This window comes from Aestuariivirga sp. (assembly GCF_041738905.1).
Taxonomy (GTDB): domain Bacteria; phylum Pseudomonadota; class Alphaproteobacteria; order Rhizobiales; family Aestuariivirgaceae; genus Aestuariivirga.
The window spans coordinates 1-13456 of record NZ_JBGSOZ010000117.1 but is presented as its reverse complement, the minus strand read 5'-3'; the positions used below and the strand labels follow the sequence as shown (position 1 = coordinate 13456).

Genomic DNA, 13456 nt, shown 5'->3' with positions numbered 1-13456 from the left:
GTGCCGGAGAACTCGATGGTCTTCGCGCGCGGCGTGAGGAAGTCCTTCGGGTCCAACGAAGTGCTCAAGGGGATCGACCTCAACGTGCCTGCTGGCTCGGTCGCCTGCATCATTGGCCCGTCGGGGTCTGGCAAGAGCACGTTCCTGCGCTGCATCAACCATCTCGAGGAGGTGAATGGCGGCGTGCTGCTCGTCGATGGCGAGTTCATCGGCTACGACTACCGGAACGGCAAGCTCTATGCCGTGAAGAACAGCCTTCTGTGCCAGCGCCGGGCGGATATCGGCATGGTGTTCCAATCCTTCAACCTGTTCTCGCACATGACGGCACTGGAAAACCTCATCGAGGCGCCAATCATGGTGAAGGGCATGGCACGAGCGGAAGCGCGGGACATGGCACTGGCGCTGCTGGAGCGGGTGGGGCTGGCCGAGAAGGCCAATGCCTACCCGAGGCAGCTTTCAGGCGGGCAGCAGCAGCGCGTGGCGATTGCCCGCGCATTGGCGATGAAGCCCAAGGTGCTGCTGTTCGACGAGCCGACATCAGCACTCGATCCGGAGCTCGTGGGCGAAGTGCTCGTCGTCATGCGGGCTCTGGCCACCAGCGGCATGACGATGGTGGTGGTGACGCACGAAATCGGATTTGCCCGCGAGGTGGGCGACCAGCTGATCTTCATGGACCAGGGACTCGTGGTCGAGTCGGGGCATCCGCGCGAAGTGATCGCCAACCCGGCGTCACCCCGCACGAGGGACTTCCTCTCCCGCGTGCTGTGAACAATTTGGAACAGCCACCAACGCGAACACGTTGCAATCCAGGTCCGGAATCACGTAGTTAGTCCTCCCATTCGGGTTGGAGATCGGAAATGCGCGAAGCGCGGGTGAAACGGCGGCTTGCTGCGATCATGGCGGCGGATGTCGTTGGTTTCAGCCGCCTGATCGAGGCCAACGAGGAAGGCACGCTCAAAGCCTTGCGGCAGCACCAGCGCAAGTTCTTCGAGCCGTTGGTGGCCCAGCATGAAGGCCATCTGTTCAAGAACATGGGCGAGGGTTTTCTCGTGGAGTTCGGCAGCGCCTTCAACGCCGCACAATGCGCCATCGCCATCCAGCGCGGACTGGCGGGCCGCAATTCCGGGGTGCCGGAAGACCGGCACATCAAGCTGCGGATCGGGATCAACCTCGGCGATGTGATCGTGCAGGGCGAGGACTATTTCGGGGACGACGTCAACATGGCGTCGCGCCTTGTGGGGCTGGCGCAACCAGGCGGCATCGCGTGTTCGGCCGGAATCCGCAACCAGATCGGCCAGAAGCTTGACGTAGCGTTTCTCGACCAGGGCGAGAAGACGGTCAAGAACATCTCGCAGCCCGTGCATGTCTATCTCATCAATCTGCAGGATGGCCCTTCCGCAGACATGCCGCCGCAGCAGGCGGGGCCTCAGCCGAGGTTTCGTTCCGGCAAGCCTTCCGTCGCCGTGCTGCCCTTTGCCAACATGAGCGGAGAGCCGGAACAGGAGTATTTCTCCGACGGCATTACCGAAGACATCATCACCGATCTCTCGAAAGTGTCGGACCTCTTCGTGCTCAGCCGCAACACGGTGTTCCGCTACAAGGGCAAGCCCGTCAACATGGAGCAGATCGCAAACGATCTCGGCGTAGCCTATCTGCTGCACGGCAGCGTCCGCAAGGCCGGTTCGAAGGTCCGCATCACGGCGCAACTCATCGAGGGCGCCAGCGGCGGACATGTGTGGGCCGATCGCTATGACCGTGACATGACCGACATCTTCGACCTTCAGGACGACATCACCAAAACCATCGTCGATCAACTCAAGGTCAAGCTGCTGCCGCGCGAGCGCAAGGCGATCGAACTGGCGCCGACGCGCAACGTGGAAGCCTATACCTATTACCTCCGGGGCCGCGAGAATTTCCATCGCGGCACGCGCAATCACTACCTGCTCGCCAAGCGCATGTTTGCCAAGGCCATCGAACTCGATCCGAACTATGCGCGCGCCTATGCGGGTCTCGCGGATTGTGACGCCTTCCTCTACATGGACTACAGCGAGGACGTCGCGGCGGACGTGCTGAAAAACAGCGAGAAGGCGTTGGCACTCCAGGAGGACCTCGTCGAGGCGCTGGCGTCTCGTGGTCTGGCGCTATCGGTGGCGCGCCGGTATCAGGAGGCGGAACGCGAGTTCGAACGCGCCACGGCGCAGGACCCCAACCAGTTCGAAGTTCACTTCTTCCATGGCCGGTCTTGCTACGCTCAAGGCAAGCTGGAAAGGACGGCGCAGCTTTGGGAACGCGCCGCCGAGATCAAGCCCGACGACTATCAGGCGCTCATCCTGCTCAATCAGGTTTATACCTCGCTCGGAAAGCCCGACGACGCCAGGCGCGCGGCAGTGAGCGGCATCGAGCGGGCGGAACGGGCGTTTGCAAGAAACCTCGACAATCCGCGCCCTGCCTACTTCATCGCGACGGCGGCCGCCAAGCTGGGTGAATCCGGGCGGGCCCAAGACTGGGCAAGGCGTGCGCTTGCCATCGCGCCCGACGATTATCTCACGCTCTACAATATCGCCTGCTTCTACAGCGTCAGCGGGCAGATCGATCAGGCCTTCGACCTGCTTGCGAGGCTGCTTCCTCTCAGCAATGCCGAGATGCGGGACTGGATCCTCCACGATTCGGATCTTGATCCGCTGCATGACGATCTGCGATGGGAGCAGGTCAGGTCAGTGGCGGCACCCGCCATCTGAATTCTGGCGGCGTTTGCAACGGCCCTCCCTTCACGCAAGTTTGTCTTCGCGTTAACCTGTGTGGATCAAACGTTCGGACAACATCGGCGATTTGGCCTGCCAGCCGGAATTTGCCGCGACTTCTCCGCAATGGAATGCTAGCGACATCTCCACCAAGGCTTCGCGATCATCCGCGGCCAGAAAGATGACCTCTGACAAACTCCGTTTCCTCACCGGTGCAGCCCGCCTCCTGGGTGTCCCGGCTCGCAGCGTACCGCCATCCCAGCAACCGCCGCGCCATCATCGAAGTGGCAGTCACCGCCATTCCTTTCGTGGCCCTGTGGGTCATGATGGCCTTCCTTGCCCAGTACAGCCTGTGGCTGGTGCTGCTGCTGGCGGTTCCAACGGCGGGCTTCATGGTGCGCCTGTTCATGATCCAGCACGATTGCGGCCACGGGGCGATGTTCTCGTCGCGGCGTGTCAATGACTGGGTCGGCCGCATCCTCGGCGTAATCACGCTGACACCCTACGACTTCTGGCGCCAGTCGCACGCCCTGCATCATGCGGGCTCCGGCAATCTCGACCGCCGAGGAGTTGGCGACATCGATACGCTGACCGTCAGGGAGTATCAGGCCCGAGGGCTTCTGGGCCGTCTGGCCTACAGGATCTACCGGCACCCGCTGGTCTTGTTCGGCGTGGGGCCGGCCTATCTCTTCATTGTGCGAAATCGCGTGCCGTTCGGAGTGAAGGGGTCGGGCGCCATGCCGTGGACGAGCACCATGCTCACCAATCTCGCGATCATCACCCTGTCGGCGCTGATGATCTATCTGGTGGGCCTGGGCAGCTTCCTTCTCATTCACGTTCCCGTGGTTCTCATCGGCGCTTCGATCGGCGTGTGGCTATTCTATGTGCAGCACCAGTTCGAGACCACGACCTGGGAACACGAGCCGGCCTGGACCCATGGAGAGTCGGCGCTACATGGCAGCTCGTACTACGACCTGCCCAGGCCGCTGATGTGGATGACGGGCAATATCGGCATCCATCATCTCCACCACCTCAGCAGCCGCATCCCGTTCTACAGGCTGCCGCAGGTTCTGAGCGATCATCCCGAACTGAAGGGCATTGGCCGCATCACGCTCTGGGAAAGCCTGAAATGTGTCCGCCTCACCTTGTGGGACGAAGACCGCAAGCGCCTCGTCCCGTTCGGCTGAAAGTGGATCAGCCGTCGGACCGGGTGATGGTCTTGACCGGTCCGCGGCTGTTGCCGGACATTTCGGCGATCTTGCGATCCTGATCCATGATGGCCGTCTTGGCATGGGCCTCGCCGTGCTCCTCGATCTCGGCGGCCGCCACCTTGCGGCGCGAACTCCGCGTGCCGTCTTCATATACCACGTCGAAGAACACGAAGCCTTCGGCCACCTTCTGTTTTTTCTTTGCCATCGGTCATGTTCCTTTCAAGGCGTCCGGCAGGGCCGGACAGCCGGGTTCGAAAGGCTTCTCCACGCCTTTGGCCCCTTTGTCCAAGGCTTTCTTTCAGCGCCGGATGGGATGGTCCCTAGCGGATCATGTAGACCTTGCGGATCGTCTCGTGGACGCGGCAGGTGCCCTTCCAGTCCTGCGGGAAGAAGGCAACCGTGCCCGGCACGATCTCGATCACCTCGCCCGATTCATGCGTGTAGGTGCAGCGCCCCAGCAGGAAGTGGCAGAACTCGTCGCGCGTGACGTGGCAGTTCCAGAAGCCCGGCGTGCAGATCCAGATGCCGGTTTCGCTTTCGCCATTGGGGCCCTTGAACAGCACGATGCCGCTGGTGTGGGAGGCGCCCTCGATCATGGTGGGGATGACACCCCAATCCTTGAAGGGACCGGCGTAGGTCTCGGGGCTCACGAGATGGGGGGCGGATGATTCAAGTTTCAGGGTCATGGGTCAGCTCAGCATGTAGACGTTGCGCATGGTGTCGTGAACGGTGCAGGTGCCCTTCCAGTCGGCCGGGAACAGCACCACGGTGCCGGGCACGATCTCGATGACCTCGCCCGATTCATGGGTATAGGTGGCGCGGCCCGAGACGAAATGACAGAGTTCGTCGCGCGGGATTTCCAGCGGCCAGGTGCCCGGCGTGCATTGCCACAGGCCCACTTCGGGTTGGCCATCGGGGCCCTTGTGCAGCAGCACGCCATCGCTCTTGGAGTGTCCCGCGATGGGGTTGGGCTGGTGGCCCCAATCCTTCAGCGGCCCGGCAAAGGCTGCTGGGCCTTCAAGGTGCGGCGCAGAGGAATCAAGCTTCGTGGGCATCAGCCGAGCTTCCGGCGCGTGAGTGCGTCGATCACCTTGGCGGCCTTGGTGGGCCCGTGCTTGGCGCGCATCGATTTCGAGGTCTTCTTCAGCTTTGTCTTCATCTTCTTGTCGGTGAGCATGGTCATCACCTTCTCCTCAAGTTCCGCGTCGGTCCAGTCGTAACGGTCCATCTTGAAGCCGTGGCCGGTTTCCTGAACGCGGGTGGCATTGTCATGGCCATCCCACACATAGGGCATGATGATCGCGGGCTTGCCGAAATACAGGCACTCGGTGAAGGAGTTGTTGCCGCCATGGTGGATGACCGCATCGACCTGCGGGATGACAGACGGTTGGGGAAACCAGCTGTCGATGATGACATTGGGCGGGATATCGGAGTACTGGTCCTTGTAGTCGCCGACATTGACCAGCGCGCGCACCGGCATCTTGCCGATGGTGACGATCAGGCGCTTCAGCAATTCGGTGTCACCAGAACCCAGCGAGCCGAAACTGACGTAAAGCAGCGGCTTGTCGTTGTTCGCCTTGAAGCGCGGCACGTCATAGGGCTTGTCCTTGCGGACGCAGCCCTCGAGATACTGGAACTGGCGGGCGGGCAGCTTGTGCCTGCGTTTGAACTTCACGGCACTCGGGTAGAGCAGGATGTTCATGTGCGGGCTCGCCTCGAAGAACTGGCCCAGCGGGTACTTCCGCTCGCCCACGGATTTCAGGAAGGCGTTGAAGTTCTCGTGGATGGGCTTGATGACCGCGTTGAAGTGCTGGCGGTAGGCCGCATGGGCCTTCTTGTCCTTGGCCCCCGCTCCTGAGAGATGGGGTGGAATATCGGGGTCCTCGATCTCGTTCTCCGAGCACGAGATGATACGCACCCAAGGCTTCCTGCTTTTCTTGGCGTAACGCTTGATCGCCGGAAACAGGATGACGTTGTCGACGCAGACCACATCGGGCTTCACCATGTCGAGCACGCCGGGCAGGTCTTTCTCGGCCCATTTCGCGGTCTCGACGATCATGCCCCAGCAGTCCTTCACGTAATTGTCGATCTGCTCGTAGGGTGTCTTGCGGAAATTGGGGATGTGGCCGTTGATGAAGTCCACCCAGAACTTCGCCATCTCCTCGGGCGGCATGGGCTCCGAGAGGTTCACCGGATGCGCCTCGAAGCCATAGCCCTTGTAGACGTCGAGGAAACCGGGGTCGGACAGGAACACGACCTTGTGGCCGAGCTTTTCCAGCGCCTGCCCGATGCCGACTGAATTCAGCGCGGGCCCGAAGGCGGCCTCGGGGAAGAGTGCGATCACCTTCTTCTGTTTCTTGCGGGCAGCGGGTTTCTTCTTCACTGCCGCCTTCTTTACTGCCACCTTCTTTATTGCCTTTGCCATCTGTGCCTCCCTGATTTGTCCTGAATAGCAGAGCGCTCACGCGCCCGGAATACGCCCGCGATTCAAGCGCTGGGCCGCGAAGACCATGACGAAGCTGACGGCCATGACGATCGAGGCCATGGCGTTGATCTCCGGCGTCACGCCAAAGCGGATCATCGCGTAGATCTGCATCGGCAGCGTGGTGGACGACTGGCCGGCGCCAGCCGTGAAATAGGCGATGATGAATTCATCAATCGAGAGCGTAAAAGCCAGCAGGGCCGCGGCGATCACGGCGGGGGCGATCAGGGGGAAGGTGATGCGCCAGAACGTCACCAGCGCGGAAGCGCCGAGGTCGCGCGAGGCCTCATTCAGCGACCAGTCATAGGACTTGAGCCGGGCGCGCACCACCGCGCAGACGAAGGCGATGTTGAACACGACATGCGCCATGATGATGGAGTGGAGGCCCAGCGTGAACTTGACCAGCGTGAAGAACGAGAGAAGCGCGATCGCCAGCACGATGTCCGGGATGATCATCGGCGCGAAGAGGAGCGCCTCGCGGGCGGCCGATGGCCTCGCACGCTCGACGCCCAGCGCCAGCGTGGTGCCGAGTGCCGTGGCGATGAGCGTCGACCACACGGCGACGATGATCGAGTTCCACGCGGCGCCTGTGATCTTCGGGTTGGCGGCGAGCTTGCCATACCATTCGAGCGAGAACCCGCCCCAGGCGGTGGGGAGTCCCGACTTGTTGAGCGAGAGCACCATCAGCACCGCGATTGGCAGATAGAGAAAGGCATAGACGGCGCCCAGGTGGATGTTAAGCGCGCGCATGTTCGCCTCGCGCATTCTCACCACGCGCATGAGCGGTGGCCATCGCCTGGAGGAAGAGCAGGATCATCATCACCGCGATGAGAAGTGCGGAGAGCGTGGCGCCGAAGGGCCAGTCGCGCGCCGAGAGGAACTGGTCGTAGATGAGATTCCCCAGCATCTGGAACTTGCCGCCGCCCAGAAGGTCAGGCGTCACGAAATTGCCGATGGAAAGCACGAAGACGAAGACCGCACCCGCCGCGACGCCAGATGCTGTCAACGGCAGCGTGATGCGGAAGAATGTGGCGAGTGCTCCGGCACCGAGATCGCGCGAGGCCTCGGCATAAGACAGATCGAGGCGTTGCAGGGAGGAATAGATCGCGAGGATGACGAAGGGCGTGTAGCTGTAGACGAGTCCGAGGATCACGGCGGGCACGTTGTAGAGCAAGGGCAGCGGCTCGGCTGTGAGGCCGGAGGCAATCAGCAGATTGTTGATGAGGCCCGCCGGGTTCAGCAGCACGATCCAGGCATAGGTGCGGATCAGGTAATTGGTCCAAAACGGCAGCATGGCGAGGAAAAGAAGTGCTGTCTGGCGTCCAGCGGGGGCCTTCGCAATCGCGTAGGCCGCTGGATAGCCGATCAGCAAGGCGATGAGCGTTGACACGCCCGCGATGATGGCGCTGTCGAGGAAGATCGTGAGATAGAGCGGATCGAAGGCGCGCGTAATGTTGCCGAAGGTGACGGCGCTCCAGTCGATGCCGCCATAGATGCCGCGCTCGAAGAAGATCAGCACGAAGATCAGCAGGCAAGGAACGACCATCAGCGCCGTCAGCCACAGGAGGCCCGGCGCCATCAGCAGAATTGATGAGAGGCGCTTCGACATGCGGACGCATCCCTCCCCCGGACTGATGCCGGGAGAGGGAGCCTGCCCGTTACTTGGCGGCCATAATCTCCGACACGGTCTTCGAGAAGGCCTTCATGCCATTGCCGAGATCACGCAGCTGCTCGAACTTCAGGAGGTCGGCCGGCGAAATGGCCATGTTCGGATATTGCGTCAGCATGGCCTTGTCGATCGCTTCCATGCCGGCCTTGTTGGGGGTCTTGTACATGATGTTCTCGACCACCCACTTGCCGTTCTCGGCATTGAGCACGAAGTCGATGAACTTGTGGGCGGCCTCGGGATTCTTCGAGGCCTTGGTGATGACGATCGAGTCGACCCAGAGATCGGAGCCTTCCTTGGGGATCACGTACTTGATCTCGGGCTTTTCGGCGATGCCGTAGTTGCACCAGCCGTCCCACGCATGGACCAGAGAGGCCTCGCCCGACACGAGCTTCGAGTAGAAGGTGGTGTCGTCATAAGCCAGCAGCGCGCGCTTTGTCTCGATCAGCTGGTCGCGCACCTTGTCGAGGTCGGCTTGCTCGGTTGTATTGACCGACATGCCGTTGGCAAGGAAGCCCGCCGCCATCAGCCAGCGGTCGGTCGAGAGCATGGTGATCTTGCCCTTCAGGTCATCGGCTGGCTTCAGCAGGTCGTTCCAGCTTGCGGGTTCCGTCTTCACGATGTCGGAGCGGTAGCACAGTCCCGTGGTGCCCCAGGTGTAAGGCACCGAGAACGCATTGCCCGGATCGTGCTTCAGCTGGGCCGCTTCGGGGTAGAGATTCGCGAGGTTGGGCACCTTGGCATGATCGACCGGCGCCACGAGGCCCAGATTGTTCAGTGCTTCGGCAAAGGGCGACGACACGAAGAGCACGTCATAGCCCTCGCCGCCCGATGCGGTCACCTTGCCCATGATTTCTTCGTTGGTGGCATGAACCGAAATTTCGAGATCGATGCCCGTCGCGGCCTTGAACTTCTCGGCCATGTCCTTCGGCATGTAGCCATCCCAGTTCGAGATGACCAGTTTTTCGGCAAGTGCGGCCGTCGATCCCGAGACCATGAGCGCCGCCCCGAAGGCTGCGGCGATAAGACTTGTGAACTTCATTATGCGTTCTCCCTGCGTTTTGTTGTTGGGAACAGACTAGGAGAAATCAGATCGGCGGTCGAGAGGCTCGATGCTGTCGCGGAACGGGATGACCCCGGGACCATTGGCACCTGCGAAACGGCGGCCTAGAGTCTCCATCATCACCCTCAATGGAGATCTCCACCATGTCCACCGTCGCCCTTCGCCCCGACGCTGAATCCGATCCGCGCGTGAACGCCGTGTTCGACGATATCCGCGCCACGCGGAAATCGGATTTCATCAACAATTTCTGGCTTTATCTCGCCTTCGATCCGGCGTTGCTGGAAGAGACCTGGTATGGCGTGAAGAAGGTGATGGCCGAGCCTTCGGCTCTCGATCCGCTCACCAAGGAACTGATCTACATCGCCGTCTCGATCACCAACTCCTGCAGCTATTGCGTCCACTCGCACACGGCCGCCGCGCGGGCCAAGGGCATGACGGACGCCATGCACGCGGACCTGCTTCGCGTTGTCGCTACGGCAGGGCGTACCAACCAGCTGCTGAACGGACTTCAGGTGCCAGTCGATCCCGTTTTCAATCTCGGCTGAGTGCCAGCCTTGAGTTATCGGGTGATGACGCCTCGGGACAGCACCGTCCAGACTTCGAGTCCGGGTTGAGGATCATGGCCGGGGTGGTCGCGCAGGGAGCCTGGAGTCAGGAACGCATCGTGCTGGTGTTGCCGGTGCGCCCGACATCTTCGTGCCGAGGGGGTTGCCGGAAGGCTAGCATATCGGGGAACTCACGCCCATCGAGAGCGAGATCAAGCTGCCGAAAGTCTCCGCCGGACCTGTTCAACTCGACTGCCATCGACCATGCGCCAGGGTTTCGCCCGGCCCAGGCTCGTTGGGATCCTCTTCCGTAAGCCAGAGCGCTTCGGGCCTGGCCTTGTCACAGCCTTGGGCACCGAGGTGCTCAACGTCGCGGCCAGCAAGCCTTGTACGATTGACAACGAGTGCGACTGCACGATTCCGGTGCATAGCGAGCAATTCGGGCTCGATGCCGTGCTGGTGGAGATCAGCCCGAGAGGTCTTCCGCCAACGCCTGCCATTCCGCAGCTATGTTCGCCGCCTTCCGGCGACCGCAACGGCGATACCAGTAACCGGCATTCGACTCATCACCCTCGATCCAGTGCACCAGCGCGTGAACCGAATCATGGGCGCGGTCGCCCTCCTGCATCTGGCAAAGCTCGTGCGCCTTCTCCCAATGAGGCCCCATGATGAGGCCTCCCTTCTTCAGCCACCACAAGGCTGCCAGTGGCCGCGCCAAACCGGCAGGCGGAGTGTCCTTCCCGAAGTCAGTCAATGCCTTGTCCATCGTGCAATCCTCCGACTCGTGTTTCAGTCTGGCCAATCTGCCTCCATGCTGCAACACTGCAAGTGAGAAGGAGTTCATTCATGGCGCAATCGCTCGTCTTGAAGGCCCGCATGGGAAAGGCGCTCAGGCTTCCGATGGGGAGCCTGATCCGCATCGTGAACACGCATGGGCGCCAGGTCGTCGACACCTGGGCATTTGCCGAGACTGACATCAGCGAGTTCATGTCGATGGAACACAGCCGCGTCCACATGGGCCGGGTCAATCCCGTGGCAGGCTCCGTGCTGCTCACCAACCGGCGGCGCCCCGTGCTGACGATTGTGGAAGACACATCGGGCGGGGTACACGATACGATGCTCGCCGCTTGCGACATCTATCGATACCAGATGCTGGGCTGCACCACTTATCACCGCAACTGCACCGACAACCTGCGCGAGGCGCTGGGCGAACTCGGTCTCGTGGCAACAGAAACGCCGTCTCCCCTCAACCTGTTCCAGAACTCGTCGATCAAGCCGGATGGCGCGCTCGTCATCGAGCCACCGATCGCGCCCGCCGGAACGCACGTCACGTTGCGCGCCGAAATGGATATCGTGATCGCGTTTTCCGCCTGCCCGCAGGACATGGCGCCCACCAATGGCGCCGACATGATGCCGAAGGACGCGGAGATCATCATCCTCTGAAGCGGGTTCACGCCGTCTTGTAGTGCTCGCGCTTGCGGCGGTTCATGTAGTCGCGCAAGGCCTCGTCGATAGCGGGGTCGATCGGCGGCTGCTCATACTCGGCCAGCATCTTCTTCCAGATCACATTGGCGCGCGCTGAGGCGTCGACCTTTCCGCGTTCGATCCAGGTGTCGTGATTGTCCCAGTTGGAGAGCAGCGGCGCATAGAAGGCCGTCTGGTAGCGCTCCATGGTGTGCGGCGTGCCGAAGAAGTGGCCAGCAGGCCCCACGTCGCGGATCGCGTCAAGGGCCAATGTTGCGGTCGAGACCTCGAAGGGTTCGAAATAGGCTGACATCATCTGCAGCATCTCGGCATCGACGATGAGCTTCTCGAAGGAGGCGGTGAGGCCGCCGCCGAGCCAGCCTGCCGCGTGGAGCACCATGTTGGCGCCACCCATGAGCGAGCCCCAGAGCGACATGGCGCTTTCATAGGCGGCCTGCGCGTCGACGTCGTTGGCGGCCGTGACGTTGCTCGACCGGAAGGGCACGCCGATCAACCGCGCCAATTGCCCCGACGCCTGCGCGGCCTGTGTGTATTCCGGCGTTCCGAAGGCGGGAGCACCGGACTTCATGTCGACGTTGGAGGTGAAGCCGCCATACATCACGGGCACGCGCGGCCGCACGATCTGGCAGAGCACGATGCCTGCCATCGCCTCGGCATGCTGCTGCACCAAAGCGCCGGCAATCGTGACGGGCGACATGGCGCCCGACAGCGTGAAGGGCGTAATGACATTGACCTGGCCGTGCTCGGCGAAGGTGATGAGCCCCTCGGCCATCGGCACGTCGAGTTGCAGCGGGGAGTTGGTGTTGATGATGGCGGTGAAGACCGGCATTCCGGCGTGGAGATTTTCGCGGTTCGTGCCAAGCGAGATCGCCGCCATTTCGAGACCGTCGATGGCGCGGTCGGTGCCAAGGCCTTGCGGCTGCCAGTTCTTGTCCATCAGCGTGATCTCGGCATAGTGGAGATCGAGGTGACGGGAGTCGGCCGGAAGGTCCAGCGGCTCGAAGGGGCCGCCGCCTTCCTGGTGGATCGTGTTGATCGACTGGATGAGGCGGATGTAGTCGCACATCTCGGCATAGGTTCCGGCGCGGCGGCCGCGGTCGCGGTCCATGACATAGGCGGGACCGCCCACCGACGACAGGATGCAATACCGGCCGCCGACCTTGAGGTTGCGCTGCGGATTGCGGGCGCGGAGTTCGAACGCGGGCGGAACGGTTGCAAGGCGCTCCATGACCATGGCGCGGTCGAAACGCACGCGCATGTCGGCTTCGTCAACGCGGGCTCCGGCGCTGGCATAGAAAGCCCTCGCCCGGGGCTCGAGCACCCGCATGCCGATTTCCTCGAGCACCGTGAGGGCGGCCTCGTGAATTGCTGTCACGTGATCAGCGCTCAGGATTTCAATCGGCGCATAGGGCCGCTGCAGCAGGTTCCATGGCCGTTGCTGAAGGCCACCAACAGTGCGGGGCGCGCGGCGCGTGCGGCGGGACTCGTGGGCTTCGCTCATGTGTGCAGGCTCCCGACCGGCGGACGTTCACGGCGGAGCGGCGCATTGCGCGGCGGCTCCCCGAAGCCGCGTGCAAACCTGTGGCCGCTGTAGACGGCATCGGCGATGAGGCCGGGGGCAAGGCAATCGCCAATGCGGACAAGCGTGGAGAACCGGGCCCCTTCAAGGCCGGATAACTGATGATAGAGCGTGTCGTCGGGCAGCCGCCCCGTCACGAGCACCACGGTTCCGCAAGGCAGCTGCTCTTCACGCCCCGTATAAGCGCAAGCGAGGCGCAGGCGATCCGCTTCGCGGCCTGCGATGAAGCGCGACGGTTTCAGCGTCACGCCGATTTCCAGAAGCCGCTTCTGGATGAAATATTGTTCGTCGGTCATCGCCGACCAGGACGATACGGTGGCTGCAGGCGTGACGAGCGTGACCTCATGACCGGCGAGCTTCAGCTTCTCGGCCAGCGCGCCGCCCATGAAATAATGCTCGTCGTCATAGATCACGACCGGGCCTTCAATCGCAGCACCGGCAAAGACGTCGTCGGGGGTGAGCGCGCCCGGGCACTCAACGGGCACTTCGCCCATTGCACCCACGCCATCGTTGCGCCAGTGGCTGCCGGTCGCCAACACGACATGCGCGACGCCGAGATCGGCGATGTCGCCGGCGCTGAGGTCGCTGCCGAGAAAGACTTCGGCATTGGAATATTTCGTGAGCATGTGCTGGCGGTGGTCGCGCACGCGCATCCAGTTTCCCAGCCCTGGCAGGCTGGCCTCG

Annotated in this window: 14 protein-coding genes and 1 pseudogene; 5 read left to right on the top strand and 10 right to left on the bottom strand. The window is 62.3% G+C overall.

Features of this window, described 5'->3' with window-relative positions; translation table 11 throughout:
• Window positions 1–15 precede the first annotated feature (15 nt).
• The 3 genes from ACEW8Q_RS10730 (at window position 16) to ACEW8Q_RS10720 (ending at window position 3928) form a co-directional block, all read left to right on the top strand.
• Window positions 16–768, top strand: a complete 753-nt coding sequence (locus ACEW8Q_RS10730; protein ID WP_373504081.1) for an amino acid ABC transporter ATP-binding protein — start codon at window positions 16–18, stop codon at window positions 766–768.
• A gap of 89 nt (window positions 769–857) precedes the next feature.
• A complete protein-coding gene (locus ACEW8Q_RS10725) occupies window positions 858–2738 on the top strand; it encodes an adenylate/guanylate cyclase domain-containing protein (protein ID WP_373504049.1) in 1881 nt (626 codons plus the stop codon).
• A 191-nt stretch (window positions 2739–2929) separates the two neighbouring features.
• On the top strand, window positions 2930–3928 hold the full coding sequence (locus ACEW8Q_RS10720; protein ID WP_373504080.1) for a fatty acid desaturase: 999 nt from the start codon (window positions 2930–2932) through the stop codon (window positions 3926–3928).
• A 7-nt stretch (window positions 3929–3935) separates the two neighbouring features.
• On the opposite strand, the gene ACEW8Q_RS10715 is transcribed toward ACEW8Q_RS10720, so the two are convergent.
• The 7 genes from ACEW8Q_RS10715 to ACEW8Q_RS10685 all read right to left on the bottom strand — a co-directional run bounded on the left by ACEW8Q_RS10715 (window position 3936) and on the right by ACEW8Q_RS10685 (window position 9142).
• Complete coding sequence (locus tag ACEW8Q_RS10715; RefSeq protein WP_373504048.1) at window positions 3936–4157, bottom strand: hypothetical protein; 222 nt, start codon at window positions 4155–4157, stop codon at window positions 3936–3938.
• 115 nt (window positions 4158–4272) lie between these two features.
• Complete coding sequence (locus tag ACEW8Q_RS10710; RefSeq protein ID WP_373504079.1) at window positions 4273–4548, bottom strand: cupin domain-containing protein; 276 nt, start codon at window positions 4546–4548, stop codon at window positions 4273–4275.
• A gap of 93 nt (window positions 4549–4641) precedes the next feature.
• A complete protein-coding gene (locus ACEW8Q_RS10705; protein ID WP_373504047.1) occupies window positions 4642–5007 on the bottom strand; it encodes a cupin domain-containing protein in 366 nt (121 codons plus the stop codon).
• The gene (locus ACEW8Q_RS10700; protein WP_373504046.1) at window positions 5007–6377 is read right to left on the bottom strand and encodes a glycosyltransferase; all 1371 of its coding nucleotides are present in this window, start codon (window positions 6375–6377) and stop codon (window positions 5007–5009) included. The genes ACEW8Q_RS10705 and ACEW8Q_RS10700 overlap by 1 nt, the downstream gene beginning before the upstream one ends.
• Before the next feature lie 36 nt (window positions 6378–6413).
• Window positions 6414–7184: an ABC transporter permease gene (locus ACEW8Q_RS10695; protein WP_373504045.1), complete on the bottom strand. Its 771-nt coding sequence runs from the start codon at window positions 7182–7184 to the stop codon at window positions 6414–6416.
• Window positions 7171–8043 carry an ABC transporter permease gene (locus tag ACEW8Q_RS10690; RefSeq protein ID WP_373504044.1) on the bottom strand — a complete coding sequence of 291 codons (873 nt, stop codon included), beginning with the start codon at window positions 8041–8043 and terminating at the stop codon, window positions 7171–7173. The genes ACEW8Q_RS10695 and ACEW8Q_RS10690 overlap by 14 nt, the downstream gene beginning before the upstream one ends.
• Before the next feature lie 49 nt (window positions 8044–8092).
• Window positions 8093–9142 (bottom strand): spermidine/putrescine ABC transporter substrate-binding protein, encoded by a 1050-nt coding sequence (locus ACEW8Q_RS10685; RefSeq protein ID WP_373504043.1) that lies wholly within the window; start codon window positions 9140–9142, stop codon window positions 8093–8095.
• A gap of 164 nt (window positions 9143–9306) precedes the next feature.
• Here ACEW8Q_RS10685 and ACEW8Q_RS10680 point away from each other — a divergent pair, with 164 nt between their 5' ends.
• Window positions 9307–9708 carry a carboxymuconolactone decarboxylase family protein gene (locus ACEW8Q_RS10680; RefSeq protein WP_373504042.1) on the top strand — a complete coding sequence of 134 codons (402 nt, stop codon included), beginning with the start codon at window positions 9307–9309 and terminating at the stop codon, window positions 9706–9708.
• A 466-nt stretch (window positions 9709–10174) separates the two neighbouring features.
• Here ACEW8Q_RS10680 and ACEW8Q_RS10675 read toward each other — a convergent pair whose 3' ends face one another.
• Window positions 10175–10510, bottom strand: coding sequence for a hypothetical protein (locus tag ACEW8Q_RS10675; RefSeq protein WP_373504041.1), 336 nt, complete (start codon window positions 10508–10510; stop codon window positions 10175–10177).
• A gap of 44 nt (window positions 10511–10554) precedes the next feature.
• Between ACEW8Q_RS10675 and ACEW8Q_RS10670 the strand changes: the two genes are divergently transcribed.
• Window positions 10555–11151 (top strand): DUF1989 domain-containing protein, encoded by a 597-nt coding sequence (locus tag ACEW8Q_RS10670; protein ID WP_373504040.1) that lies wholly within the window; start codon window positions 10555–10557, stop codon window positions 11149–11151.
• A gap of 7 nt (window positions 11152–11158) precedes the next feature.
• Here ACEW8Q_RS10670 and ACEW8Q_RS10665 read toward each other — a convergent pair whose 3' ends face one another.
• Complete coding sequence (locus ACEW8Q_RS10665) at window positions 11159–12694, bottom strand: trimethylamine methyltransferase family protein (RefSeq protein WP_373504039.1); 1536 nt, start codon at window positions 12692–12694, stop codon at window positions 11159–11161.
• Window positions 12691–13456: pseudogene (locus tag ACEW8Q_RS10660) on the bottom strand (NADH:flavin oxidoreductase); the annotation flags it as partial. The gene ACEW8Q_RS10665 and the pseudogene ACEW8Q_RS10660, both read right to left, overlap by 4 nt.